Consider the following 24,339-nt stretch of genomic DNA (forward strand, 5'->3'; position numbering starts at 1 on the left):
TTCGGGCGCGGCTTTACGAAAGCCGCGCCGCCTGGATGATTTCTCCCAGAACATTATGCAGCGCATCGCGATAGCCATTGCGCGCCGAGGGGCCGCTCTCGGCCGAGGTCATGGCGGCCGTCAGGTTCAATGACGGGATGATGTAGAGCATCTGCCCGCCATAGCCCCAGGCGAAATGCACCGTCTCGCCGCCAATCTGCCGCTCGAACCAGCCGTAACCGTAACCATCGCCGGAAAAGCGGGAATTGGTGCGCTGCTGCCATGACTGCGTGATCCAGTGGGCAGGCACGACCTGCACGCCATCGGCCGTCTTGCCGCCATTGCGGTAAAGCTCACCGAAGGCCAGCAGCGAGCGGGCGCTCATCGCCATCTGGTTGCCGCCGAGATAGATGCCCTGCGGATCGCGCTCCCATGCACCGATGCGGAAACCTTCCACCGGCTCGAACCAGTCCCGCGCCAGAGCCAGCGTCGACTTGCCGCCGACCTTGGTCAGGATCGCCGACAGCAGATGCGTCGAGGCTGTCGAATAGAGCATCTGCCCGCCCGGCTCGTCGTCGAAAGGCTGAGCGAGCGCGAAGCGCACCCAATTGCGGCTCGATACCCAGCGCCCGTAATTCGGCCCCGACATGCGCCCGAGCCCGGCCTGCATGGAGAGTAGATTGCCGATGGTGATCTCGTTCAGCCGCGGATCAGGATTATCAGGCAGATCGGCTCGCAGGATCGGCGCGATCTTCTGGTCCGGTCCCTCAAGCAAGCCCTTCGATATCGCAATACCGACCATGGCCGAAATGATCGACTTCGAGGCCGATTTGATATTGGCGGATTCGGAGGTCGTGTGGCCGCGATATCCCTGCTCGGCAACGATCTGGCCATCACGAGCAATAACCACTGTTTTCAGCGGCGTCAGATCCTGACGGGTGCGCAAGCTTTCGAGGAGATCACTCAGACGCTGGTTTTCCGCAAAGGCGGACAGCGGCATGGTGACGACGAGGATGAGGGCGGCGAGAAATCTTTGCATGCCCGCAAGGTAGTGCCCTGCCCGCGACAAATCACCGGCAGCACGCCGCCCTTCACGCGCTCGTGAAAACCTATGAAGCCCCTTGCCGCAGGACACTACGGCGCGACATAGTCCCGGCCGGATGGATGGAGGAGATATCTATGGCACGCGTCGCCGTTATCGGAGCAACGGGTCACGTCGGCACCTATCTGGTGCCACGGCTGGTCGAGGCCGGGCATGAGGTGATCGCGATCAGCCGCGGCCGGTCGGAACCCTACACGCCGCATGCCGCCTGGAAGAGCGTCGAGTGGAAGGAAATGGATCGCGAGACTCTCGAGCGTGACGGCAGCTTCGGCCGGGCGATCTGCGCCCTGAAGGCAGATATCGTCATCGACAAGATCTGCTTCACGCTGGAAAGCGCCCGCCAGCTCGGCGAAGCCCTGAACGGCCACACCGGCCATCTGCTGCATACCGGCACGATCTGGACGCATGGCCATTCGCTTGCCGTGCCGACCCGCGAGGATGCTGCAAAGGCGCCCTTCGGCGACTACGGCATACAGAAGAAGGCGATCGAGGATTACTTCCTGCAGGAAGCCAGGCTCCGCGGCCTGCCGGTGACGCTGATCCATCCCGGCCATATCGTCGGCCGCGGCTGGGCGCCGCTCAATCCGGCCGGTCATTTCAATCTATCGGCCTTCGAGACTATCGCCCGCGGCGAGCAGCTGACGCTGCCGAATTTCGGCCTGGAAACCGTCCATCACGTTCATGCCGATGATATCGCCGCCCTGTTCATGGCGGCGATCGGCAACTGGCGCGCCTCGACCGGCGAAAGCTTCCACGCCGTCTCCGAACAGGCGCTGACACTGCGTGGCTATGCCGAGGCGATGTATCGCTGGTTCGGCCACGAACCGAAGCCCGTCTTCAAGCCTTACGACGAATGGAAGAAGGAGCAGCCGCCAGTCGACGCAGCGGCGACATGGGAACATATCGCCCGCAGCCCGAACTGCTCGATGGAGAAGGCCCGCAATCTTCTGAATTTCCGGCCGCGCTACAGCTCGCTGGAAGCGGTCCAGGATTCCGTCGGCTGGCTGGTCGAGAACGGCAAGATCGCCGGCTGAAAACAGAAAAGCCCCTCTCCTTTCGGGAGAGAGGCTTGTTGCCGGTCAGGCCGCCTTCCGGACCGGCGCGCTCGTTAGCATGCGGCCCGTGGGCACGATCATGCCGGCAGCGCCGTCAAGCCAGCCCTCGACCAGCTCCAGCGCCAGGAAGCGCGAGCGTTCGAACGGACCGGGCATGACGAGATGGCGAGCACCCTCGGCAAAGAAGCCGAAACGCTCGTAGTAGGCCGCATCGCCGACCAGCAGGATCGCACCGTGGCCGCGGTTCTTTGCTTCGAGGATCGCCGCACGCATCAGCGCGCCACCGATGCCCTTGCCTTCATAGGCGGAATCGACGGCGAGCGGGCCGAGCAGCAGCGCCGTGATCGGCGTGCCCTCGCTGTTGACACCTGCTTCGACGTTCCAGAGACGGACGGTGCCGATGACATGCGCATCGCTGTCGCGGGCGACGAGCGCCAGACCTTCGGCAGGAACGCGGCCGCGGCGGATCTTCTCCGACGACTTCTTGCGGCGGTTCGGGCCCATGGCGCGGTCGAGAAGATTCTCGCGTGCCACGACATCCGAAGGGTTCTCGGCATCGATGGTGAAAATGGAAGGCGCAAAGAATGCGCGGACAGAATCAAGAACAGCGGCCATCGTGGCCTCCCGTACCCAATACCGTAGTTAGCGGCGATGAAAGGAATTGTGAGTTTGCCGCCCCGGCTGGCTACGGGGCTGGCATCATCAGATGATGTAGGCCTTCAGCGGCTCGAAGCCGTTGAAAGCAACCGCTGAATAGGTGGTCGTGTAGGCGCCGGTACCTTCGATCAGGATCTCGTCGCCGATCGAGAGAGTGAGCGGCAGCGGGTAGAGATTCTTTTCGTACAGCACGTCTGCGGAGTCGCAGGTCGGTCCGGCAATGACGCAGGGCTCCATCTCGTCCTGATCGCGCTCGGTGCGGATCGGGTAGCGGATGGCTTCGTCCATCGTTTCGGCGAGACCGCCGAACTTGCCGATGTCGAGGAACACCCAGCGGGCTGCATCGTTGTCCGACTTCTTCGAGATCAGCACGACTTCGGTCTTGATGACACCTGCATTGCCGACCATGCCGCGGCCCGGCTCGATGATCGTCTTCGGCAGGTTGTTGCCGAAGTGGTCACGAAGGCTCTGGTAGATCGCACGGCCGTAGGCTTCCGCCGACGGAACGTCACGCAGGTACTTGGTCGGGAAGCCGCCGCCCATGTTGACCATCTGCAGGTGAATGCCCTGCTTGGCCAGCTGAACGAAGACGCGCTTGGCATCGGCAAGAGCCGAATCCCAGGCATCGACCTTGGTCATCTGCGAACCGACGTGGAAGGAAACCCCGTAGGATTCCAGACCCAGCTGATGAGCGTAGACGAGAACGTCTACGGCCATCTGCGGTACGCAGCCGAACTTGCGCGACAGCGGCCATTCGGCGCCTTCGCCATCGGTCAGAACGCGGCAGAACACGCGGGCGCCGGGAGCGGCACGCGAGATCTTCTCGACTTCCTCGTGGCTGTCGACCGCAAAGAGGCTGACGCCGAGCACATGTGCGCGGGCAACGTCGCGTTCCTTCTTGATCGTGTTGCCGTAGGAAATACGGGCAGCGGTCGCACCGGCATTGAGCGCCATTTCGATTTCGGCGACAGACGCGCAATCGAAGTTGGAGCCCATGTCAGCAAGCAGCTTCAGAACTTCCGGAGCCGGGTTTGCCTTGACGGCGTAGTAGATGGCGCTGTCCGGCATGGCGTGGCGGAAAGCGGAGAAATTGTCACGAACGACGTCGAGGTCAACCACGAGGCAGGGACCGTCGGGACGTCGGGTTGCGAGAAAGTCGCGGATGCGCTGAGTGGTCATGTCGATTCCCTTTACAATTCCAGAGCTCCGGCAAAAACCGGAGGACAAAGGGCATACGAGAACTCGCATTGGAACCAGCCGGTGGAGACCCCGGAACCATAGCAAGCGCTCGATGCGCGAATGATGAATCAACGCCGCGTGAGCGACATGGATCCGGCTTTGTCTGCCATGGATTGGAGGGTGTTCCCTACCGCACTTCCGGCAATGAAGGTGTGCCTCTAAAGGACTCCAGCTGTTGGAAAGCTGAAAGACACTAGAAAGGCCCGCACCGTCGTTGCTTCAGGCGTCCTCGCATTTTCCGGTTGGCCGGAATAGCGACTGGAGGGGTTAGTTCCAGGTACCTTACCGATTTCCTCACCAATTCGAGGGTTCGGCGGACACCCATGGGCACGTGCGACTTTGGGCTGAGGACGAGATAAGAATATTCGGCGTCATAATCAAGAATTTTTTTGACCCCGGGCCTAAAAAATAAATTGAACGAAGACACGCAATTTGTTCAATCTTCCGCAACGAAGCAGGGGGTCGCCATGGACACGCTTACCCGCATACGCGCCTTTATCGATGTCGTTGAAGCGGAAGGCTTTTCCGCCGCGGCGCGCAGGACAGGCCGCTCGAAGGCGCTGCTCTCCAAATATGTGCGCGAGCTGGAAGACGAGCTCGGCGCCCTGCTGCTCAATCGCACCACCCGCCAGTTCTCGATGACCGAGGCCGGGCACACCTATTATCGTACCGCATCCGACATCCTGAAGGAGATCGACAATCTCGCCGATCTGGTGCGTGAGAATAACGCGCAGCTCAAGGGCCGGCTGAAGATTTCGGTGCCGCGCACCTTCGTCGATGCCGAAGTCGGCCAGTGCCTGATCGACTTCGCCAAGGAAAACCCCGACCTGCAGCTCGAGATCGCGGCCGACGACCGTTTCGTCGACCTGATCGAGGAAGGCTTCGATCTCGCGATCCGTGTCACCAAGCTAGAAGACTCCGGCATGATCGCCCGCAAGATCTCGGATTTCCGCGTCCACATCTGCGCCACGCCGGAATTTCTGGAACGCCATCCAAATATCGAGCATCCGTCCGACCTCTCGAACGTCCCGTTCATCGTCGACACCAATGCCCGCACCCAGGCGAGCATCCGCTTCTACAATCCTGACAGTAGCTCCTTTGCTGTCGCCGTTGCCGGTCCGATGGAGGTCAACAGCCCGCATGCGACATTGCGCGCTGCCCTTTCAGGTCTTGGCATCGCGCTGATCCCCGATTTCATCGCCCGCAAGCCGATCGAGGACGGGCGTCTGGTGACCTTGTTCAACGACTATCTGCCCACGGATCGCGGAATCTACGCGGTTTATCCGCACCGCCGCTACCTGCCGGCCAAGGTGCGCATCTTCGTGGACTATCTCCACGGCTGGTTCCGCAAGCACAGCTGAAACCGGCCTGATTCACTTTGCCGCCTTGAGACCGGTCCCAATTCCGTCCCATTGTCAGGCAAGAAAACACCAACCGATTTGGGCAGAGCGGTAAGCCGACGCATGAAGAAATCCACGTTCCTGATCGCCGGGCTGCTGGCACTCGCACCGGCCGCGGCCATGGCGCATCCGCATATTTTCGTGGAGGCGCGGCTGGAAGTGGTAGCCGGCCCGGATGGCAACATCCAGGAGCTCAGAAACATCTGGCGCTTCGACGAAGTCTTCTCGTCCTCCGTCGTCATGGATTTCGACAAGAACACCGATCTGAAGCTGGAGCCGAACGAGCTCGCGGAAGTCGGCAAGACAGTACGCGATTCCCTTGCCGACTACGATTACTACATGAACCTGACGGTCGACGGTAAAAACGTGACGGTAGAAAAGCCGGACATCATCCATGTCGACTACAAGGAAGGGCAGCTCCTGATGTTCTTCGCGGTCAAGCCGTCGCAGCCAATGCCGCTGAAGAGCAGGCTGACCTTCGGCGTCTATGACCCCACGCTCTATACGTCCATCGACTTTCCGAGCGACAAGGAGCTCGTCCTGGTCGGCGATGGCTTCAAGGGCTGCAAGCATGATGTCCTGCGCCCCGATCCGGATCAGGTGATCTCGCAGAACAAGCAATCGCTGACCGACGCGTTCTTCAATGACCCGACGGGCACGAACATGTCGAAGCTCTTCGCCACGAGGCTGGAAATCTCATGCTGAAGCACGGCAGGCCGCTTATCCTTTCCGCCGTGGTTCTGATGCTGGTTGCCGCCGCTGGCAGCGCCTATGCTCAGTCGCCGCTCGGTATCGGAACGGCGGAGCCGAGCTTTCAGCCGATCGGCGGGCCGCTGGCGCCGCTCTTTGCCTATGTGAACTACGAGCAGCAGGCCTTCTATCGCGCGCTGACCGGCGCGCTGAAGGCGATGCGGGATGATCCCTGGCAGCTCACCTCGCTGATCGGCCTCTCCTTCGCCTACGGCATCTTCCATGCGGCAGGTCCCGGGCACGGCAAGGCCGTCATCTCCTCCTATATGATCGCCAACGAGGTCGAGCTCCGCCGCGGCGTCGTCATCTCCTTTATCTCTGCCTTCATCCAGGGCGTCGTTGCCGTGGCGCTCGTCGGCGCCGCCTGGCTCGTCTTGCGCGGCAGCGGCATCACGCTGACGCAGGCGACGCATGCGATGGAGATCGCAAGCTTCGTCATGGTCATCGCCTTCGGCGGCTGGCTGCTGTTCCGCAAGCTGCGCTCGATGATCTCAGGCCTGCCGAAGCGCGAAGTGGTGGCAACGGCCGAAGGCCCGGTCAGCATGATGCTGGACTGGAAGGACAATGACAGCGCGCAGCAATCTGGTGTCTACGCCTTCGGCGAGACCAAGGCCCGCAAGGCCGGCCACAACTTCATTTCCGGCATGGCCTGTGAGACCTGCGGCCAGTCGCATATGCCCGATCCCTCGCTGCTCGGATCGGATACATTCAGCATCCGCGAGGCCTGGTCGGCGATCATCGCCGTCGGCCTTCGCCCCTGCTCCGGCGCGCTGCTGGTGATGACCTTCTCGCTGCTGAACGGTCTCTATCTCGGTGGCGTGCTTTCGGTTCTCGCCATGTCGCTGGGAACGGCAATCACCGTCGCCATCCTTGCGACCCTTGCGGTCACTGCGAAGGGCACCGCTGTGCGCATCGCCGGATATGGCTCGAAGTCCTCGATCTGGATCGGCAACACGATAGAGATCCTCGGCGCAGTCCTGGTCATCTGCTTCGGCGCCCTGCTTCTCGGCGCCTCGCTGCAGGGCTGAAGCTCAGCGGCCCTTGTTGCGCTGATAGCGGGCGCGCAGCCAGAAGATCACGAAGAATCCGAGGAGCAGCACGGCGCCGACGGCAAAAGCCAGTGGCGGAGAATATTTGCCGATCCAGAGCACCAGGCTCGGCAGGAAATAGATGACGAGCCCCGCGCCAAGCAGAATGACGGCGGCGGCAATCGCCTGAGAACGGCTCTCCGGGCTCATACAAGCCTTTCCTTTTCAAGATCGGCACGGATGTCCTCGAGGCGGCGCTTCTGCTTGCCGTCGGATCCGAAATTCTCAGGGGCAAGCCATGCCTCGAACGCGTCGTTGATTCCGGCCCATTCGCTATCGATCATCGAGAACCAGGCGGTGTCGCGGTTCTTGCGCTTGGAGATCATGTGCTGGCGGAAAACGCCCTCGAAAGTGAAGCCGTAGCGGGCGGCTGTGACCTTGCTCGGCTCATTGTTGTTGTCGCACTTCCATTCGTAGCGGCGATAGCCGAGATCCTCGAAGACGTGCTTTGCCATCAGGTAATGCGCTTCAGTCGACAGCGGCGAGCGCTTCATATCGGCGCCATGCGCCACACCGCCGACTTCGACGACGCCGTTTGCAGCATCCGCGCGCATGTAATTCGCCATCCCGACGATCTTGCCGGTGGCGTTGTCGCGGAAAATATGCGTCAGCCAGCCGCCCTTCTTGGCGTTGTCGAGCCAGGCGCCAAAATCCTCGATGCCACCGAAATCGTCCTGCGAGAAATAGAGAAGCAGCGGATTGATGCCCATGCCGCCAAGCCCGTCCCAGAGCGCCTGCAGATGCTCATCGCGCACGAAAGGCTCGACCGTCACATAACGGCCCTTGAGCGTCACATAGCCGGGGGCGGAAACCTTGTAGGTGGAAAGATCGCGCATCGTCACTCCTCTCATCGAAGAGTGGATAGGCCAGCCGCCCCGGAAAGGCAACCGGCCCTATTGTCACTGAGGCAAAGCCATCACTGCGAGAGCGTGACCTTGGCCGACGACACAGTCGCCTCGATATGATCGACGAGCGCATCGGGAAGACCGAGGCGTCCGGCAAGCAGATCGAGATAGCCGCGCTCGGCACGCGAATCCGGCTCGATCGTCAGGCGCGAAGCGGTGTAGAGCTCCACCTTCTGCTCTTCGGTCTTCGCAGCCGAAATCAGCGAGTCGAGATCGGTCGGAGACGCCAGCTCCTTCTCGATGAAGGCGACCGCTTCGCCGCTGACATCAGCAGCCTTCATCTTGTCCATGATCAGCGCCCGCTCGCCATCGTCGATATGGCCGTCGGCCTTGGCTGCGGCGATCATCGCCCGGATCAGCACCAGCACGAATTCGTTGCTACCTGCCGGCGACTGCGGACCGAAACCGGAATCGACAGGAGGCGGCAGAACAAGCGGCGTGGATGGCTGCCGGGCGGGCTCGGCAGGAGCGGCGGGCGCCTGTCCCGCCTGATAATTCTTGTAGGCCTGGTAGCCGAGGCCGGCGATGGCGGCCAGTCCGCCGATCGTCAGCGCATTGCCGGCAATGCTGCGCCCGGTCTTGGTGCCGAGCAGCACGGTCGCCAGCGCTCCGGCCTTCCAAGGATTGTCCTTGGCCATCTGCACGGCGCCGCCTGCGCGGTCGCGAACCGAACCGCCGACACCTGGAATCTGCGATCCCAGGAACTGGTCAAGAAGCTTCTTTGCGTCGAACATTCCCCGTCTTCTCCCTGTTTTGAGGCTGGGATGAAGATAGGAACTGCAACTGTAAATACAAATGCAGGCGGAAACCGCCTGCATCAATAGCGATCAATAAAATGTCAGGCCTTGAGCGCTGCGGCTTCGGCGGCGAGCTTGGTAATGCCTGCCCAGTCGCCAGCGGCAACCAGTTCCTTCGGCGCGACCCACGAGCCGCCGACACAGACGACGTTCGGCAGCGACAGGTAGTCGTTGGCGTTCTTCAGCGAGATACCGCCGGTCGGGCAGAAGATCATGCCGGCGAGCGGCGAGGAAAGTGCCTTCAGGTAAGCGGCGCCGCCGGCCTGTTCGGCCGGGAAGAACTTCAGGACCTGGTAGCCTTCCTCGCGAAGCGCCATGACCTCGCTGACGGTGGCAGCACCCGGAAGCAGCGGAACGTGGGAGTCGGCAGCCGCATCGAGCAGTTCCTGTGTTGCCCCCGGGCTGACGATAAACTTGGAACCGGCAGCGACGGCAGCTTCCCAATGTGCAGCATTGAGGATCGTGCCTGCGCCGACTTCGGCGCCTTCGACTTCTTCGGCAACGGCACGGACGGCATCGAGAGCAACCGGCGTGCGCATGGTGATCTCGATCGCCTTCAGACCGCCCGCGACCAGCGCGCGGGCCAGCGAAACACCGGCCTTCACGTCGTCGATGATCAGCACCGGAACGACAGTTTGCAGCTTGAGGATGGAAAGGAGCTTTTGTGTTTTTTCGCCCATGGCCACGATCCTTTGAAACGATTGAAATTCGGGTTCGGCATACGCCCAAGGGTACACTTTGTCGAGACTAAAGCGATCTTTGGCATAAATGGGTTTGAACGATTATTTTTTTGCGCTAGCTTAGCCCCGTCGTCACAAAAGGTTCACTGTAATGGCGAAGGAAATCGAGCGGAAGTTTCTGGTACGCACCGATGGATGGCGCGCCAAAGCCGTATCGAAAGCAATCCTCAAACAGGCCTATGTCGCCTCGATGGACGACCGCTCGGTGCGGGTACGCGTCCTCGACGGAGAGAGTGCGCGGCTGACGATGAAGATCGGCCGCAGCTCCATGACCCGCGACGAATTCGAATACGACATCCCCGTTGCAGATGCCGAAGAGCTGATGGAAAGCGCCATCGGCATCGTCATCGAGAAGACCCGCTACCGCGTGCCCCACGAAGGCTTCGTCTGGGAAGTGGATGTCTTCGGAGGGCCGCATCGCGGCCTCATCATCGCTGAAGTCGAGATGAAATCCGAAAGCGACGCCCCGCCCCTTCCCGCCTGGCTCGGTCGCGAGGTGACGGGCGATTTCCGCTATTCGAACCAGGCGCTGGCGACCGAATACCAGTACGACCGGCATGCCCTTCCGCATTCGGCCTGACGCGGATTTCACCAAGAGCTTCAGAGAAGCCGCCGCCGGCGAGTTGCAGGCTGCGCGCGATGTCATCGAGCAGCGGCCCGAGGGCACGCACCCGGCAATCCACGCCTTCCGCAAGAACCTGAAGAAGGTGCGCTCGCTCTACCGCCTGGTTGCGGCGGATGCGCGGAAATTCCAGAAGCAGGAGAATGCGAGGCTGCGCGAGATGGCGCGATCGCTGTCCGCCATCCGCGATGCCGAAGCACTGATCGAGACCGTTCGCTATCTCAAGTCGCACGCACCGGCCCCAGAAGAGGCAAGCTCGCTGGACCGCATCGCAGCCATCCTGGAAACGCGGCGAAACTGGATGACTGAGGCCGAAGCCGGCATTGAGGCGAAGCTCCGGGAAACATCGGAAGCCCTCAAGCACGCCCTCTGGGCCCTCGACGACATATCCTTTCCGTCAAGCCCAAACAAAGCCGCTAAACTCGTCGCCAACGGCTGGAAGCGCACGGCAGCAAAGGCGCATCAGGCGCTCGAAGCCTGCCATGGCGAAGCCTCGGAAAGCGCGTTCCACGAACTCCGCAAGCGCACGCAGGATTACCGCGCCCATCACGGGCTGCTCTCCCCGCTCTGGCCATCCGCGATGAAGGCGAAGCGCGCCGCCGCCAAGGAGCTCGTCGACCGCCTCGGCCACGTCCATGACCTCTCCGTCCTCAGCGATCTCGTCGAGGCCGAACCGCAGCTGTTCACCCGCAGCGACGACCTCGCCCATCTCCTCGACGCCATCATCCGCAGGCAGCAGGAAGACCGGCGCCTGGCGCTTGCACAGGCCGAAGAGATCTTCGCCGACAGTCCTGACGAGGAAGCCAGGCGCGTCGGGCTGCTCTGGAGCTCACTGAGAAAATGAAGCTGCGCCGTTGACCTCAATATTACTTGAGGTCCTAGGTTGGCTCGGTCAAAAAAATCCTGACCGAGGACATCATGCCTGCCAACAACGCGACAGTCCCGCAAATCCAAGGCATCTACGAAACGCATCTCAGTGTTGCCGACCTGAGAATCTCCATCCCCTTCTATCGCGATATCCTGGGCCTTGAGCTCGCGGCCGAATTCCCGGAACGGCGGATCGCCTTCTTCTGGGTCAACGGCAAAGAGAACGCCATGCTTGGCCTTTGGGAAACCGGCACAGCGCCAATAAGGATGCGCCTGCACATCGCCTTTCGGCTATCACAGGATGAGATGTTTCGAGCACCCGCTCTGCTGAAGAGCAAAGGTATTGACGTTCGCGGCTTCCATGGCGAGCCGGTGTCCGAGCCAATCGTCATCGGCTGGGTGCCCGCGCTCTCGCTCTACTTTGACGATCCGGACAAGCACTCCATCGAATTGCTGAGCGTGCTCGACGATGAGCCGGATCCCGCCTTCGGTATGCGCTCTTATACGGAATGGAAGACGCGTCTTTCGAAGCATTCACCCCCGCGACCAACGCCATGAGAGCGCAGCGCTCCCGCGTAATGTCATTGCGCAGGAGCGCCATATTCTGTATTTCCACCGCCCATGACCGACAGCATCACTACATCCAGCCCGTTCCTGGTGGCGGCGCTCTATCATTTCGTTTCCGTGCCGCGCTTCGAAAGCCTGCGCGACCCTTTGCAGGCGCTCTGCGAGGAAAACGGCGTGAAGGGAACGCTCCTGCTTGCCCATGAAGGCATCAACGGCACGATCGGCGGTCCGGACGACGGTGTCAGGACGGTGCTTGCCTATCTGCGCGCCCAGCCGGAATTCGCCGGCCTGGAGCACAAGGAAAGCCGCGCATCGAAGATGCCTTTCCTTCGCATGAAGGTGAAGCTGAAGAAAGAGATCGTCACCATGGGCGTCGAGAATATCGACCCCAACAAGGTCGTCGGCACCTATGTGGCGCCGCAGGACTGGAACGCCCTGATCTCCGACCCCGATACGATCGTCATCGACACCCGCAACGACTACGAGACGGCAATCGGCGTCTTCCGCGGCGCGGTCGATCCGAAGACCAAGACCTTCCGCGAGTTTCCGGAATGGGTGCGCAACAATACCGGCCTGCACAACAAGCCGAAGATCGCAATGTACTGCACCGGCGGCATCCGCTGCGAAAAGGCCACGGCCTTCATGAAGGAGCAGGGCTTCGAAGAGGTCTACCACCTCAAGGGCGGCATCCTGAAATATCTCGAGGAAGTGCCGCAGGAAGAGAGCCTCTGGGAGGGCGCCTGCTTCGTCTTCGACGAGCGCGTCTCGGTCGAGCACGGATTGAAGGAAGGCGAGCACAAGCTCTGCCACGCCTGCCGCAACCCGATCACCGCCGAGGAGATCACCTCGCCGCACTATGAGGAAGGCGTTTCCTGCAGCAACTGCTACGGCACGCGCACCGAGGAAGACCGTCTCCGCTACCGCCAGCGGCAGCACCAGATCGCGCTCGCCAAGAAGCGCGGCCAGAAGCATATCGGCACGTAAACTTTAGCTGCGAATAGCTTTTAGGCCGCGCTGGTCCGGCGCGGCTTGCTGTTTTCTTCCCGCCGCGTCTCCAGCATGTCGGTGATCTTGTCGGCCGGAACCGGCTTGCTGAAATAGTAGCCCTGCAGGCTGTCGCAGCCGAAGAGCCTGACAGCAACCGCTTGGGCCTCGGTCTCGATGCCTTCTGCGGTAACAGGAATGTTGAGCGAGCGGGCGAGCGCCACGGTCGCCTGCAGCATTTCGCGCTGGCTTTCACTCTCCGTCACGCCATCGACCAGCGAGCGGTCGATCTTGATGCGGTCGAAGCCGAACTGGCGGAGATAGCCGATCGACGAGAAGCCGGACCCGAAATCGTCGAGCGCCACCTTCACGCCGAGCGTCTTCAAGCGCTCGATCGACTGGCGGGTGCGCTGCGGGTTCTGGATCATGTAGCCTTCCGTGATCTCCAGCGTCACGCGCGACGCCTCGATCTCCGTCTGCTTCAGCACATAGCGGACATAATCGGTGAAGGCCGGGTTGCGGAACTGGCCGGGCGAGACGTTGACGGATATGCGCAGCTCCGGCCATTGCTTGGCGGTTTCGCAGGCCTTGCGCAGCACAAAGAGGCCGAGCGCCTCAATGAGGCCGCTGGTTTCGGCAACCGGAATGAAAACGTCAGGCGAGATCGGCCCGAAGCCCGGACGGTTCCAGCGCACCAGCGCCTCGACCCCGTTCATCTCATAGGTCTCGGCATCGATCAGCGGCTGATAGGCCAGCGTCAGGTCGCCGCTCTCGATTGCCGCACGAAGATCGATCTCAAGCGCATTGCGCTCCTCGCGGTCGGCATCCATCGCCGGATCGTAGAGCATCATCCGCGCACGGCCGGCTTCCTTGGCCTTGTACATCGCAAGATCCGCGCGGCGGACGAATTCCTCGCGGCCGACGGCGCCCTCAGGCGACATGGCGATACCGATGCTGGCGCCGATGACGACGACGCGGCGGCCGATTTCCAGCGGCTCCGCCAAGAAATCGAGGATCTGCTCGGAAAGCTGCAACGCTTCAGCATTGCCGCCATCGGTGTGGAAGGCGATGGCGAACTCGTCGCCGCCGATGCGGGCGAGAACGGCATGAGGCGGGATCAGCACCTTAAGACCCGCAGCGACGGCGCGGATCAGCTGGTCGCCAGTACCGTGGCCATAGCTGTCGTTGACTTCCTTGAAGCCATCGAGATCGAGATAGAGAATAAGGATGTTCTTCTTGGCCTGCTGCGCTTCCTCGACCATCGCGTCGATGGCAACACCGAGACCGTCACGGTTCCAGAGGCCGCTCAGCCGGTCGCGCAGCGCTTCCTCGCGCGCGCCGATCTCCTCGGCCTTGATGCGCCGCCCGGCCATCCAGCCGATGACGAGCAGCACAGCGAAGAACAGGCCGACCAGACCGAGCGCCTTGACCACCGTCGGGCGCACCTGATCGTAGCCGATATCGCCGGGCGAACGCGACGTCCAGACGAGCTTGCCGAGCGTCACGCCCGAGGCATCGTCGATATTGACGGAATACTTAGCCGGCGTATTCGCAGGCACCAGCTTCATGCCATGGATCACATAGGTCTCGCCGAGACCCTTCACCTTCTCATCGTCGAGATGGCGGGCAAAGATAAGGTAGCGGCGCTGATCGGCAGACTTGTCCAGCGCGCCGGATTTTTGGCGCACGAGCGCGATACCGGCTGCGGCAATGCCGCTCTTCGTACCGACGAAACCGACGGCTTCCGGCTTGTCCGCTCCGGCGGCACGCGCCTGGTCGAACAGCGCCCACAGCGACGGCGCGAAGAAGTCGTCGAGCTTGCCCTCCATCGGCTGGCCGTTGCGGTAGACCATCAGCGGCTTGCGGTCGCCATCGATGACGATCGCCATATCGAACAGCGAGCTGTTGACGGACATCTCGCCGTAGTTGCTCACCGTCCAGGCCATGCCATCCTTGGCATAGACATTGGTGGCGGCATCATCCCATGCGGCATAATCGTTGAGTGTCGCGCCGAGCTGTTCCTCGAAGGTCTTCAGCGCACCGGCAGTCGTTTCCCGCGATCGCTCGTCGTCGAGCACATTGGCATTGTCTGCAACGCGCGAAATGGCAGTCAAGATCATCACAGTGACGATCGCGACGATGACGGCGAAGGTCAGCAGCACGCCCGTGACGGTCGTGTGCCGGCCTATCCCCAAGGCCTGATTTTTTTGCCCGATTGACTTAGGCATTCATTGCTCCCCGATGGCAGGGACTGTGACAGTCAAGCCTTCAAGAAACTGTTAAAAATCACGGCAAAACGATTAATCAGTACGTGTTTTACAAATAAATTTCGCTATCTATGCAAAAGCCGCCCCCAGAACACCGGAAGCGGCTGACTTTACTGCACATTTTGTAGTCATGGCATGCCGCTTGATCGGCGCTTCGAAGCGGAAAAACCGGCATCAGAAACCGATTTCCGGCCCTCGTTCGGGAGGCCAAAACCACCCCTGAAACCCAGGGGTGATTTCAGCGATTTTCGATAAACCCCAGAGTGGAACGGAAGCTCCGCTCAGGCCGTCTTGTGATTGCCCTTCGGGAACTGGTCGGCGAGCTCGCGATACCACTTGCCGCTCTTCTTCACAGTACGGACCTGGGTGTTGTAATCGACATGGACGAGGCCGAAGCGCATCTTGTAGCCTTCCGCCCATTCGAAATTGTCCATCAGGCTCCAGGCGAAATAGCCGCGCATCGGATAGCCGTCCTTGATCAGGTTGGCGACGACATCAAGGTGATCGCCGACATAGTCGAGGCGCATCGTATCATTCACCTCGCCATTGACGACATCGGTGTTGTCGCAGGCCCCGTTCTCGGTGATGTAGCATTCCGGCAGCTCGTAGCGGCGGTAGAGGTCCTCGACCAGATGCTTGAGGCCCGGCGCATAGACTTCCCAACCGATATCGGTCTTCACGTCGCTTGCGGGTGCAGCTTCCGTGGTCCAGGGGAAATCGCCCTTCTTCGACGCGTCGTCATGAACGCGGTCCGGCTTGTAATAGTTGAGACCCCACCAATCGAGCTTCTGGTTGATGATTTTGAGATCGCCGTCCTCCACGACGGGCATGCGGTCGCCGAGCGCCTCGACGAACTCCTTCGGATACTCACCCTTGAAGACCGGATCGAAGAAGGCCCCGTTGTGGAACTGATGGGCGCGTTCGGCAGCAGCAAGATCTGCTGGGCTGTCGGAACCCGGAATGATCGACGAGGCATTGAGCACGAGGCCAACGGGAACATTCGGCGCTTCCGACCGGATCGCCTCGACGCCGAGACCGTGCGCCAAGTTCATGTAGTGCATGGCGTGCAGCGCCGCCTGCATGTTGCGCTCGCCCGGCGCATGGATGCCATAGAGGTGGCTGAGCCAGACGATGCACCAGGGCTCGTTGAAGGTCGCGACTGTGTCTAGACGATCGCCGAGGCGGGCCATGACGGTCTTGGCATAGCGCTGGAAGGCATAGGCGGTCGAGCGCGCCGTCCAGCCGCCGTCACCGGCGAGCTGCAGCGGGAGGTCCCAGTGATAGAGCGTCGCGAAGGTCTTGATACCGCGCGCCTTGCAGCCATCGACGAGGCGATCGTAGAAATCGAGACCGGCCTCGTTCACGGGGCCGGTGCCGTCGGGGATGATGCGCGGCCAGGCGATCGAGAAGCGATAGGCCGAAACGCCCATATCCTTGATCAGGTCGAGGTCTTCATCGAGGCGGTTGTAGTGATCGCAGGCGATATCGCCATTATCCCGGTTATAGACGCGGCCGGGCATGTTGCAGAAGGCATCCCAGATGGACGGCTTGCGGCCGTCAGCCTTGGAGGCACCCTCGATCTGGAAGGCGGCGGTCGCCACACCGAAGGTGAAATCGCCCGGGAAGCGGGCCGCGAGAAGCTTCGGATCGATCATGTTGTTTTCCGTCTCTATGCTGTTCAGGTCGGCCGGCGCGGCCATCGTTGGCGGCGGTTTAGCCAAGCCGGAATGCCTTGTACAGGCCTTGAATGTCAAAACTGCAACGTTGCAGATAGATTCTTCGCCAGCTTCGACACGAGAGCCGCATTCGTCGGTCACAGCAGCTCTTTTCCATCAGGCAGGAGCAGACGGCGGGAAATGCCGATATTGTCGAGAAACACCTCGTCATGGCTGACGACGAGCAGCGCGCCGTCATATGCCGCCAGCCCGGCTTCGACGGCGGTGACGGAATCGATGTCCAGATGGTTGGTCGGCTCGTCCAGGATCAGCAGCGGCGGCGGCTTCGGTCCGCCGAGCACGCAGGCAAGACCTGCGCGTAGCAGCTGCCCGCCGCTCAACGTCGAGACTTGCTGCAATGCCGCGTCTGCCCGGAACATGAACCGCGCCAGCGCCGCCCGGCAGGCATTCTCATCCGCACCGGGATTGAGATTGCGAAAATTCTCGCGGACACTGAACTTGGGATCGAGCAGGCTGACGCTCTGATCGAAGAAGGCGTGCCCGGCAGGAACGGAGACCGTCCCCGCCCAAGGCTCCAGCGTGCCAGTGATCAGCGCCAGGAGCGTCGTCTTGCCGGAGCCGTTCGGCCCGGAGATCGCCACGCGCTCCGGCCCGGTCAGCGCAAGCGAGAGATCGCGGATGACAGGGTGCCCCGGCTCATAGCCAGCCGTCACGCCATCGAGACGCAACACCACGCGAGACGACGGAAGCCCCGTCGGCTCCAGCTTGACGGCAAAGGGCTGTAGTATTTCGATCTTGCCGCGCGCCGCCGATACATCGCCGAACGCCTGATCGCGCCGCTTCTCGCCGAGGCGAACCCGGTCTCCACGCGTATTCTCGGCCTTGCGCTTCAATCCGCCGGCCAGGATCCGGGGCATGTCGCCCCGCGCCGCCTTCACCCGCCCGGCGCGGTCGCTTTTGGCCTGTCGCTCGGCGGCCAGCTGCGCGCTGCGATCGACTTCGTCGACCCGCTTCTCCGCATCCGCCAGATCATGTTCGGCGGCCGCAAGCTCGATCGCCTTGCGCTCCTGAAAGGCGCTCCAGTTGCCGCCATAGCGTTTGGCGCCGAGCGTTGTCAGCTCGACGATCGCATCCATCGTGTCGAGCAGTTCGCGGTCATGGCTGACGACCAGCGCGCCGCCGCGCCAGTCGCGTAAGAGGCCGATTACCGCCTCCCGGCCCTCGCGGTCGAGATTGTTGGTGGGCTCGTCGAGGATCAGAAAGTCCGGCTCGGAAAAGACCAGTGCCGCGAGCCCCGCGCGCGTGCGCTGCCCGCCGGAGAGCGACGAGAGACCGGTCTCCGGCAAAGCATCGAGCCCGACGCGCTCGAGCGCCGAGGCCATGCGGGCTTCCAGCGTCCAGTCGGCGTTGGCAAGCTCGTCACCGGTCGCCTCCCCACGCTCGGCGCGGGCGAGGATGGCGAGCGTCTCCCGCACACCGAAGAGATCGGCGATCGCCGCCCCGGCCTCGACCTGAACCGCCTGGCGGAGAATGCCGAAACGTCCGGTAAAGGCGATGCTTCCCGACAGCGGCTGCAGCTCGCCGGTCACCAGTTTCAGCAGCGTCGTCTTGCCAGTGCCGTTGCGGCCGACAAGCCCTGTGCGTTCGGCACCGAAACTCAGATCAAGATGGGAAAGAAGCGGTCTGCCGTCAGGCGTCGACCACGAGAGATTGGAAATGGTGATGGAGGCAGGCATGGATAGAGAACTCCCGGATGGCAAGGCGAGACGGCATTGCGATCTGGGTGAAATCCATGGTGGCACACATCCTGTTGGTATTGCGGATGGCGACAATCTAGGCGGGCAAATGGGTCAAATCAAGGCGTGTGCCGGTCGACGGCCTGCACTGCTCGCAATGCGATAACGCTGATGTCAGAAGACGTGACTTGAGATCGGCGGTGTGCCGGGTGAGAGCGGGAATGGGAGATTATAACGAAAGGAACCCGATGCTCGCCTCCATCCACCTGCTGCAGCCCCACCTTCTCAGCCTGCTGCGCATCGTCTCGTCGCTCGTGCTCTTTAGCTACGGAACGCAGAAGATCCTGCATTTCCCGGCCGCCGCGAACGTGCCGCCCGTCGGCTCGATGTCCTGGATCGCCGGCATGCTGGAACTCGTGCTCGGTTTCCTGGTGCTGATCGGCTTCAAGACGCGCGCCGCAGCCTTTGTTCTCTCGGGCCTGATGGCCTTCGCCTATTTCATCGCCCATGCGCCGAAGAGCTTCTATCCGGCCCAGAACGGCGGCGTCGCCGCCATCCTCTTCTGCTTCGTCATGCTGTATTTCGTCGCCGCCGGCGCCGGTCCCTACAGCGTCGATGCGCTGTTGAAGCGCAAGCAGGCGGCAGCCGCCTGATATGAACGGCGAGGCTGAAGCGGTTCTCCGCTTCAGCTGGATCCGCGTTATGGCTTGTCCGCCTGGTTCTTCAGCTTGACCGCCATCGTGACGGTGCCGCGCACCGTGATGAAGCTGCCGTTGCCGCGATTGAGATCCGCATTGTTGCTGAGATTGGTAATCTGGCAGCTTTCGCCGACCGTCTCCAGAACCAGCGAGCATTGCCGCCCGGCCATCGCATAGAAAGCCTTCTGCGCGAATTCGATCTGCTCGGAGGGATTCTGCGTCGCATCGGCGGGAACCGACATCGACATCGTCGATTGCACGTTGACCGTGCCCGGCACGCGTTGCCCTCCGGGAACGAACTGCTGAGCGGATGCAGGAACGGCGCCAAGCGCCAGGATGCACGTCATGATGCGGAAAGAGAATGTCATCGGGCCTCCCCAAATGGTTGCGCCCTTCTTCTTTCATAATCCCCTTAAACGCGAATGAGCGCATTCCCTAAGATTGGAGGGAATGCGCTCGAATGATCAGCTATGGGCCTGCGATCAGACCTTGACCCAGCCGCCGTTCTTCTTCGACGACGCAACGCAGGCTTCGACGAAGGCTACGCCCTTCACGCCGTCATCAACGGTCGGGTAAACCACGGCCTTGTCGACCGGCTTGCCCTTCTTGGCGGCGTTGATAGCGAGCGCCGCCTCGGTATAGATCGTCGCAAAGGCTTCGAGATAGCCTTCCGGATGACCGGAGGGAACGCGCGAAACGCGCGCCGCTGCCGCGCCCGACCCGGCGCCATTGCGGGTGATCAGCCGCTTCGGCTCGCCGAACGGCGTGAACCACAGATAGTTCGGATCGGCCTGAACCCACTCGATGCCGCCCTTGGTGCCGTAGACGCGGACCTTCAGACCATTCTCGTGGCCCGGCGCCACCTGGCTGCACCAGAGCATGCCCTTAGCCGGCTTTTCCTTGCCCTTCGCCTTGTAGCGCAGCATCACATGCGCGTTGTCGTCAAGACGGCGGCCTTCGACGAAGCTGTCGAGATCGGCGGCAAGGCTGTCGAGCTCCAGGCCGGAAACGAAGCAGCCAAGATTATAGGCATGCGTGCCGATATCGCCCGTCGAGCCACCTGCACCCGACTGCGCCGGGTCGGTGCGCCAGACGGCCTGCTTGGCGCCCTGCTGTTCGACGGCCTCGGTCAGCCAGTCCTGCGGATACTCCGCCTGAACCAGCCTGATATCGCCGAGCTCGCCATTGGCGACCATTTCGCGCGCCTGGCGGACCATCGGATAGCCGGTGTAATTATGCGTCAGGATGAAGAGCGCGCCGCTTTCGTCGGCGATCTTCTTCAGCTTCTTGGCATCGGCAAGGTTCGACGTCAGCGGCTTGTCGCAGATGACATGGATGCCGCGGCGCAGGAATTCCTTGGCAGCGTCGTAATGCACATGGTTCGGCGTGACGATCGAGACGGCCTCGATACCGTTCTTCAGCTTCGCTTCGCGGATCGCCATCTCGCGATAGCTGGAATAGGTGCGCGACGGATCGAGACCGAGATCGCGGCCGGAGGCTTGCGCCTTTTCCGGCGTCGACGACAAAGCGCCGGCGATCAGTTCATATTGATCGTCGAGACGGGCGGCCATGCGGTGTACCGCGCCGATGAATGCGCCAGCCCCGCCGCCGACCATGCCGAGCCGGATGCGCGGCTCGCGGGTCTGTTCGTTTGATGCTTCGATTGCCATTGTGTCCTCCTCAATCGGTGCTCTTCCCTTCTCCCCCAGCGGGGAGAAGATGTCCGAAGGACAGATGAGGGGGGTGAGCGTAGCGAGCGCCTGAGCGGCAAGCGAAGGCGTCACTGGCCCCCTCATCCGACCCTACGGGCCACCTTCTCCCCGCGGGGGAGAAGGGGAGAAAAATTAAATCCCCAGCATGCGCCGGTTGGCTGCCTGGTCGGTGCCGCTGCCGGCGAAGTCGTCGAACGCCTTCTCGGTAACGCGGATGATGTGCGCCTTGACGAATTCGGCGCCTTCACGGGCACCGTCTTCTGGATGCTTCAGCGCGCATTCCCATTCGACCACGGCCCAGCCATCGAAATTGTTGGCGGTCATCTTCGAGAAGACGGCGCCGAAATCGACCTGGCCGTCGCCCAGCGAGCGGAAGCGGCCGGCACGCTCGACCCAGCCCTGATAGCCGCCATAGACGCCCTGACGGCCGGTCGGGTTGAACTCGGCGTCCTTGACATGGAACATCTTGATCCGGTCTTTGTAGATGTCGATGTTGTCGAGGTAATCCAGGCACTGCAGAACGTAGTGCGAGGGATCGTAGAGCATGTTGGCTCTGCTGTGGTTCTTCACACGCTCCAGGAACATCTCGAAGGTGACGCCGTCATGCAGGTCTTCGCCCGGATGGATTTCGTAGCAGACGTCGACGCCGCAATCTTCGGCGTGGTTGAGGATCGGTGTCCAGCGCTTGGCAAGCTCGTCGAAGGCGGTCTCGACGAGACCGGCCGGGCGCTGCGGCCAGGGATAGATGAACGGCCAGGCAAGCGCGCCCGAGAAGGTCGCATGCGCCTTGATGCCGAGATGCTTCGACGCCGTCAGCGCCATCTTGACCTGCTCGACAGCCCATTCCTGACGCGCCTTCGGATTGCCGCGCACTTCGGGCGCCGCAAAGCCGTCGAAGGCTTCGTCATAGGCCGGATGAACGGCAACCAGCTGGCCCTGCAGATGGGTCGAAAGCTCGGTGATCTCGACGCCGTTTTCACGCGCCTTGCCGGCGAACTCGTCGCAATAATCCTTAGAGCTTGCGGCCTTCTTCAGGTCGATGAGCTGGCTCGCCCAGGTCGGAACCTGCACGCCTTTGTAGCCGATATCGGCCGCCCATTTGGTGATTGCATCCCATGAGTTGAAAGGCGCGGTATCGCCTGCGAACTGGCCGAGGAACAGGCCCGGCCCCTTGATCGTCTTCATGTCAGAAATCCTCCCTGATTAGCGACCGTAAACGTTTATGGTAGTCTTCAACACGCTTCTGGCGGAAGCAAGGCGCCTCCACGCACTTGCGGCAGATGTGGCTGGAAAGCCGGAAGTCAAACGGTAGGCGAACTAAACACGCCTCACCGGCAGCTGCAAGAGGTACGTGCCGCAAATTCGTCCGCATGCAACCTGAAGACATGAAAAATGCGCCCATCCTTTCGAATGGGCGCATCCGATACGAATGATCAGAACGGAGAATCCGGGAAGTAGAAGTCCTTGGCATTGTCCTTGGTGACGAGCGTCGCATCAAGAACGAAGGTGCCGCGAACCGGTACCTGGTCGTAGAGACCGGCAGCCGTCAGTTCCATAGCCGTACCGACCATTGCCGGCGGATAGAGAACGTCGACCGGGATCATCTTGTCGCCGTCCATGACCTTCTTGATCATGTCCTTGGAGCCTGCACCGGCAACGACATACTTGATGTCGGTGCGCTTGGCCTGCTCGATGGCCTGGAGAACGCCGACAGCCATGTCGTCGTCCTGGCACCATACGACGTCGATCTTCTGGTACTTCGTCAGGTAGTCCTGCATGACCTTGAAGGCATCGTCGCGGTTCCAGTTGCCGTACTGGCGGTCGAGAACTTTGACGTTGGAGCCTGCAATACCCTTGTCGAAGCCGTCCTGGCGCTGCTGATCGATCGGGATCGGCAGACCGCGGATAACGACGACCTGTGCATCCGGCGTCTGAGCGGCAATGTACTTGCCGGCGACTTCGCCGAGCGCCGGGTTGTTGCCGGCAACGTAGAGGTCACGAACCGAGTCGTCGTTGGTGGACGGTGCACGGTCGACGAGAGCGACATACTTGCCCTTGCCCTTGACTTCCTTGATGGCGTTGACCAGCGGATCCGGATCCGACGGCAGGATGACGAGAGCGTCGATACCCTGCGTATCGAGGTCCTGCACGGCGTTTGCCTGGCTTGCGGCATCCGGCGAGGTCTTGACGATGACGTTCAGGCCCGGATGTTCTTCCATCAGCTTCTTGGCGACACGTTCGGCATGGAAGACCACACCCGAGGTCCAGCCATGGTCAGCGGCCGGAATGGACACGCCGATGGTGAACTTCTTGTCCTGTGCGTATGCGGAACCCGCCACAGCGACGGCCGCAACGGCAAGACCCAACATGAGTTTGCGCATGCTATTCTCCTCCCAACATAACTTCAGGGACTTTCCTACCCGTGAACCGGACGCCCTGTGAGCCCGGCCAATTCCTGTTGAGGTCCGTTATGCCTTCCGGACCAGAGAGCGCTGCACCAGCATGGCGATGATGATGATCGCGCCCTGGATCGCACCGATGAGATATTCGCTGATGAAGTTCGACAGCAGCATGATGTTGCCGACGAGTTCGAGAATGAAGGCGCCGCAGATCGTGCCCCAGACGCGCCCTGCCCCGCCCTTCAGCGCCGTGCCGCCGACAACGACGGCGGTGATCGCCTGCAGCTCCCAGAGGATGCCCGTTGTCGCGGATGTGGAGCCGAGACGCGGCACGTAGAGCAGCACGGCAATCGCCACGCAGAGACCCTGGATGACGAAGGCGATGGTGCGGACGCGATTGACGGCGATGCCGGAATAGCGCGCCACATCGCTGTTCGAACCGACGGCGACGACATGGCGGCCATAGCGAGTACGATACAGAATGAAGGCGGCGACGGCGGTGACCGCGAGGATCACAACGATCGGAACCGGCACGCCGAGAATGCTGCCGAAATAGGCCGGACGGTAGAGCGTCTGGATTTCCGGCGAGCGCAGCGTGATGGCGCCGCCCTGCGACAGCCAGGTCGTCAGGCCACGATAGATGCCCATGGTGCCGAGCGTCGCGATGAATGGTTCGATCTTGCCGACCGTGGTGATAAGGCCATTCGCAAGTCCACAGAGCGCACCGGCAACAACAGCAAAGACGACGGCGACGACGAGCATCATTGTCGGATCGGCAATGACGCCCGAATTGAGCAGCAGGATCATCAGGCTGGCGACGAAGGCCACCATCGAGCCGACGGAAAGATCGAGATCGCCGGCCGAAATGACGAAAGTTGCGCCGACGGCGATGATGGCGATGAACGCACAGCGGGTCGCGACATTGGCGAGATTGGTGATGCCGATGAAGTTCGGGTTGACGAGCGCGCCGACGATCAAAAGCAGGATCAAGGCTGCGAACGGCGCCACTGCGCGCAGATCGACATCCCGCCAGGAGCGGCGCCGGATCTGCCTGGTCTCCTCGTTGATATCAGTAGTCAAAACCAACCTCCCGACCCAA

The 24,339-nt window shown here is 61.7% G+C and carries 24 protein-coding genes; 9 read left to right on the forward strand and 15 right to left on the reverse strand.

Features of this window, described 5'->3' with window-relative positions:
* Positions 1 to 13 precede the first annotated feature (13 nt).
* Positions 14 to 979 carry a serine hydrolase domain-containing protein gene (locus ACQZ5H_RS13860; RefSeq protein ID WP_449098104.1) on the reverse strand — a complete coding sequence of 322 codons (966 nt, stop codon included), beginning with the start codon at positions 977 to 979 and terminating at the stop codon, positions 14 to 16.
* 179 nt (positions 980 to 1,158) lie between these two features.
* Here ACQZ5H_RS13860 and ACQZ5H_RS13865 point away from each other — a divergent pair, with 179 nt between their 5' ends.
* Entirely contained in the window at positions 1,159 to 2,115 is a 957-nt protein-coding gene (locus ACQZ5H_RS13865) for an NAD-dependent epimerase/dehydratase family protein (RefSeq protein WP_449098038.1), read from the forward strand.
* Between the two features lie 45 nt (positions 2,116 to 2,160).
* On the opposite strand, the gene ACQZ5H_RS13870 is transcribed toward ACQZ5H_RS13865, so the two are convergent.
* Both ACQZ5H_RS13870 and odc2 read right to left on the reverse strand, forming a co-directional pair.
* Positions 2,161 to 2,751 (reverse strand): GNAT family N-acetyltransferase, encoded by a 591-nt coding sequence (locus tag ACQZ5H_RS13870; RefSeq protein WP_449098039.1) that lies wholly within the window; start codon positions 2,749 to 2,751, stop codon positions 2,161 to 2,163.
* Positions 2,752 to 2,838: 87 nt separating this feature from the next.
* Positions 2,839 to 3,972, reverse strand: a complete 1,134-nt coding sequence (odc2, locus tag ACQZ5H_RS13875) for an ornithine/lysine decarboxylase (protein ID WP_449098040.1) — start codon at positions 3,970 to 3,972, stop codon at positions 2,839 to 2,841.
* A gap of 527 nt (positions 3,973 to 4,499) precedes the next feature.
* On the opposite strand from odc2, the gene ACQZ5H_RS13880 reads away from it, so the two are divergent.
* From ACQZ5H_RS13880 to ACQZ5H_RS13890, 3 genes are all read left to right on the forward strand, one after another.
* Complete coding sequence (locus ACQZ5H_RS13880; protein WP_112719746.1) at positions 4,500 to 5,393, forward strand: LysR family transcriptional regulator; 894 nt, start codon at positions 4,500 to 4,502, stop codon at positions 5,391 to 5,393.
* A 102-nt stretch (positions 5,394 to 5,495) separates the two neighbouring features.
* The gene (locus ACQZ5H_RS13885; protein ID WP_112719747.1) at positions 5,496 to 6,137 is read left to right on the forward strand and encodes a DUF1007 family protein; all 642 of its coding nucleotides are present in this window, start codon (positions 5,496 to 5,498) and stop codon (positions 6,135 to 6,137) included.
* A complete protein-coding gene (locus tag ACQZ5H_RS13890; protein ID WP_449098041.1) occupies positions 6,131 to 7,210 on the forward strand; it encodes a nickel/cobalt transporter in 1,080 nt (359 codons plus the stop codon). The genes ACQZ5H_RS13885 and ACQZ5H_RS13890 overlap by 7 nt, the downstream gene beginning before the upstream one ends.
* A 3-nt stretch (positions 7,211 to 7,213) precedes the next feature.
* Here ACQZ5H_RS13890 and ACQZ5H_RS13895 read toward each other — a convergent pair whose 3' ends face one another.
* From ACQZ5H_RS13895 to ACQZ5H_RS13910, 4 genes are all read right to left on the reverse strand, one after another.
* A complete protein-coding gene (locus tag ACQZ5H_RS13895) occupies positions 7,214 to 7,420 on the reverse strand; it encodes a hypothetical protein (RefSeq protein WP_112719749.1) in 207 nt (68 codons plus the stop codon).
* Complete coding sequence (locus ACQZ5H_RS13900) at positions 7,417 to 8,106, reverse strand: GNAT family N-acetyltransferase (protein ID WP_130282222.1); 690 nt, start codon at positions 8,104 to 8,106, stop codon at positions 7,417 to 7,419. The genes ACQZ5H_RS13895 and ACQZ5H_RS13900 overlap by 4 nt, the downstream gene beginning before the upstream one ends.
* Positions 8,107 to 8,186: 80 nt before the next feature.
* Positions 8,187 to 8,909 (reverse strand): tellurite resistance TerB family protein, encoded by a 723-nt coding sequence (locus tag ACQZ5H_RS13905; RefSeq protein WP_203427983.1) that lies wholly within the window; start codon positions 8,907 to 8,909, stop codon positions 8,187 to 8,189.
* Between the two features lie 104 nt (positions 8,910 to 9,013).
* Positions 9,014 to 9,652, reverse strand: coding sequence for a 2-dehydro-3-deoxy-phosphogluconate aldolase (locus ACQZ5H_RS13910; RefSeq protein WP_449098042.1), 639 nt, complete (start codon positions 9,650 to 9,652; stop codon positions 9,014 to 9,016).
* A gap of 151 nt (positions 9,653 to 9,803) precedes the next feature.
* Here ACQZ5H_RS13910 and ACQZ5H_RS13915 point away from each other — a divergent pair, with 151 nt between their 5' ends.
* The 4 genes from ACQZ5H_RS13915 (at position 9,804) to trhO (ending at position 12,752) form a co-directional block, all read left to right on the forward strand.
* Positions 9,804 to 10,292 carry a CYTH domain-containing protein gene (locus tag ACQZ5H_RS13915; protein WP_130282226.1) on the forward strand — a complete coding sequence of 163 codons (489 nt, stop codon included), beginning with the start codon at positions 9,804 to 9,806 and terminating at the stop codon, positions 10,290 to 10,292.
* The gene (locus tag ACQZ5H_RS13920; protein ID WP_449098043.1) at positions 10,270 to 11,178 is read left to right on the forward strand and encodes a CHAD domain-containing protein; all 909 of its coding nucleotides are present in this window, start codon (positions 10,270 to 10,272) and stop codon (positions 11,176 to 11,178) included. The genes ACQZ5H_RS13915 and ACQZ5H_RS13920 overlap by 23 nt, the downstream gene beginning before the upstream one ends.
* A 74-nt stretch (positions 11,179 to 11,252) precedes the next feature.
* On the forward strand, positions 11,253 to 11,759 hold the full coding sequence (locus tag ACQZ5H_RS13925) for a VOC family protein (protein WP_449098044.1): 507 nt from the start codon (positions 11,253 to 11,255) through the stop codon (positions 11,757 to 11,759).
* Positions 11,760 to 11,822: 63 nt separating this feature from the next.
* Positions 11,823 to 12,752 carry an oxygen-dependent tRNA uridine(34) hydroxylase TrhO gene (gene trhO, locus ACQZ5H_RS13930; protein ID WP_449098045.1) on the forward strand — a complete coding sequence of 310 codons (930 nt, stop codon included), beginning with the start codon at positions 11,823 to 11,825 and terminating at the stop codon, positions 12,750 to 12,752.
* Between the two features lie 20 nt (positions 12,753 to 12,772).
* Here trhO and ACQZ5H_RS13935 read toward each other — a convergent pair whose 3' ends face one another.
* The 3 genes from ACQZ5H_RS13935 to ACQZ5H_RS13945 form a co-directional block, all read right to left on the reverse strand.
* The gene (locus tag ACQZ5H_RS13935) at positions 12,773 to 14,980 is read right to left on the reverse strand and encodes a bifunctional diguanylate cyclase/phosphodiesterase (protein ID WP_449098046.1); all 2,208 of its coding nucleotides are present in this window, start codon (positions 14,978 to 14,980) and stop codon (positions 12,773 to 12,775) included.
* 320 nt (positions 14,981 to 15,300) lie between these two features.
* A complete protein-coding gene (locus tag ACQZ5H_RS13940; RefSeq protein WP_449098047.1) occupies positions 15,301 to 16,674 on the reverse strand; it encodes a GH1 family beta-glucosidase in 1,374 nt (457 codons plus the stop codon).
* Between the two features lie 158 nt (positions 16,675 to 16,832).
* Positions 16,833 to 18,431 (reverse strand): ABC-F family ATP-binding cassette domain-containing protein, encoded by a 1,599-nt coding sequence (locus tag ACQZ5H_RS13945; protein WP_449098048.1) that lies wholly within the window; start codon positions 18,429 to 18,431, stop codon positions 16,833 to 16,835.
* A 248-nt stretch (positions 18,432 to 18,679) separates the two neighbouring features.
* Here ACQZ5H_RS13945 and ACQZ5H_RS13950 point away from each other — a divergent pair, with 248 nt between their 5' ends.
* On the forward strand, positions 18,680 to 19,084 hold the full coding sequence (locus tag ACQZ5H_RS13950; protein WP_203430058.1) for a DoxX family protein: 405 nt from the start codon (positions 18,680 to 18,682) through the stop codon (positions 19,082 to 19,084).
* 47 nt (positions 19,085 to 19,131) lie between these two features.
* On the opposite strand, the gene ACQZ5H_RS13955 is transcribed toward ACQZ5H_RS13950, so the two are convergent.
* From ACQZ5H_RS13955 to ACQZ5H_RS13975, 5 genes are all read right to left on the reverse strand, one after another.
* The gene (locus ACQZ5H_RS13955) at positions 19,132 to 19,497 is read right to left on the reverse strand and encodes a hypothetical protein (RefSeq protein WP_203427977.1); all 366 of its coding nucleotides are present in this window, start codon (positions 19,495 to 19,497) and stop codon (positions 19,132 to 19,134) included.
* A gap of 114 nt (positions 19,498 to 19,611) precedes the next feature.
* Positions 19,612 to 20,799, reverse strand: a complete 1,188-nt coding sequence (locus ACQZ5H_RS13960; protein WP_130282242.1) for a Gfo/Idh/MocA family protein — start codon at positions 20,797 to 20,799, stop codon at positions 19,612 to 19,614.
* Positions 20,800 to 20,973: 174 nt separating this feature from the next.
* Positions 20,974 to 22,026: a sugar phosphate isomerase/epimerase family protein gene (locus ACQZ5H_RS13965; RefSeq protein WP_112719761.1), complete on the reverse strand. Its 1,053-nt coding sequence runs from the start codon at positions 22,024 to 22,026 to the stop codon at positions 20,974 to 20,976.
* 248 nt (positions 22,027 to 22,274) lie between these two features.
* A complete protein-coding gene (locus tag ACQZ5H_RS13970; protein WP_112385616.1) occupies positions 22,275 to 23,222 on the reverse strand; it encodes a substrate-binding domain-containing protein in 948 nt (315 codons plus the stop codon).
* 87 nt (positions 23,223 to 23,309) lie between these two features.
* The gene (locus tag ACQZ5H_RS13975) at positions 23,310 to 24,320 is read right to left on the reverse strand and encodes an ABC transporter permease (protein ID WP_199628941.1); all 1,011 of its coding nucleotides are present in this window, start codon (positions 24,318 to 24,320) and stop codon (positions 23,310 to 23,312) included.
* Positions 24,321 to 24,339: the final 19 nt, after the last annotated feature.

The sequence above is a fragment of the Rhizobium sp. 21-4511-3d genome (assembly GCF_053522545.1).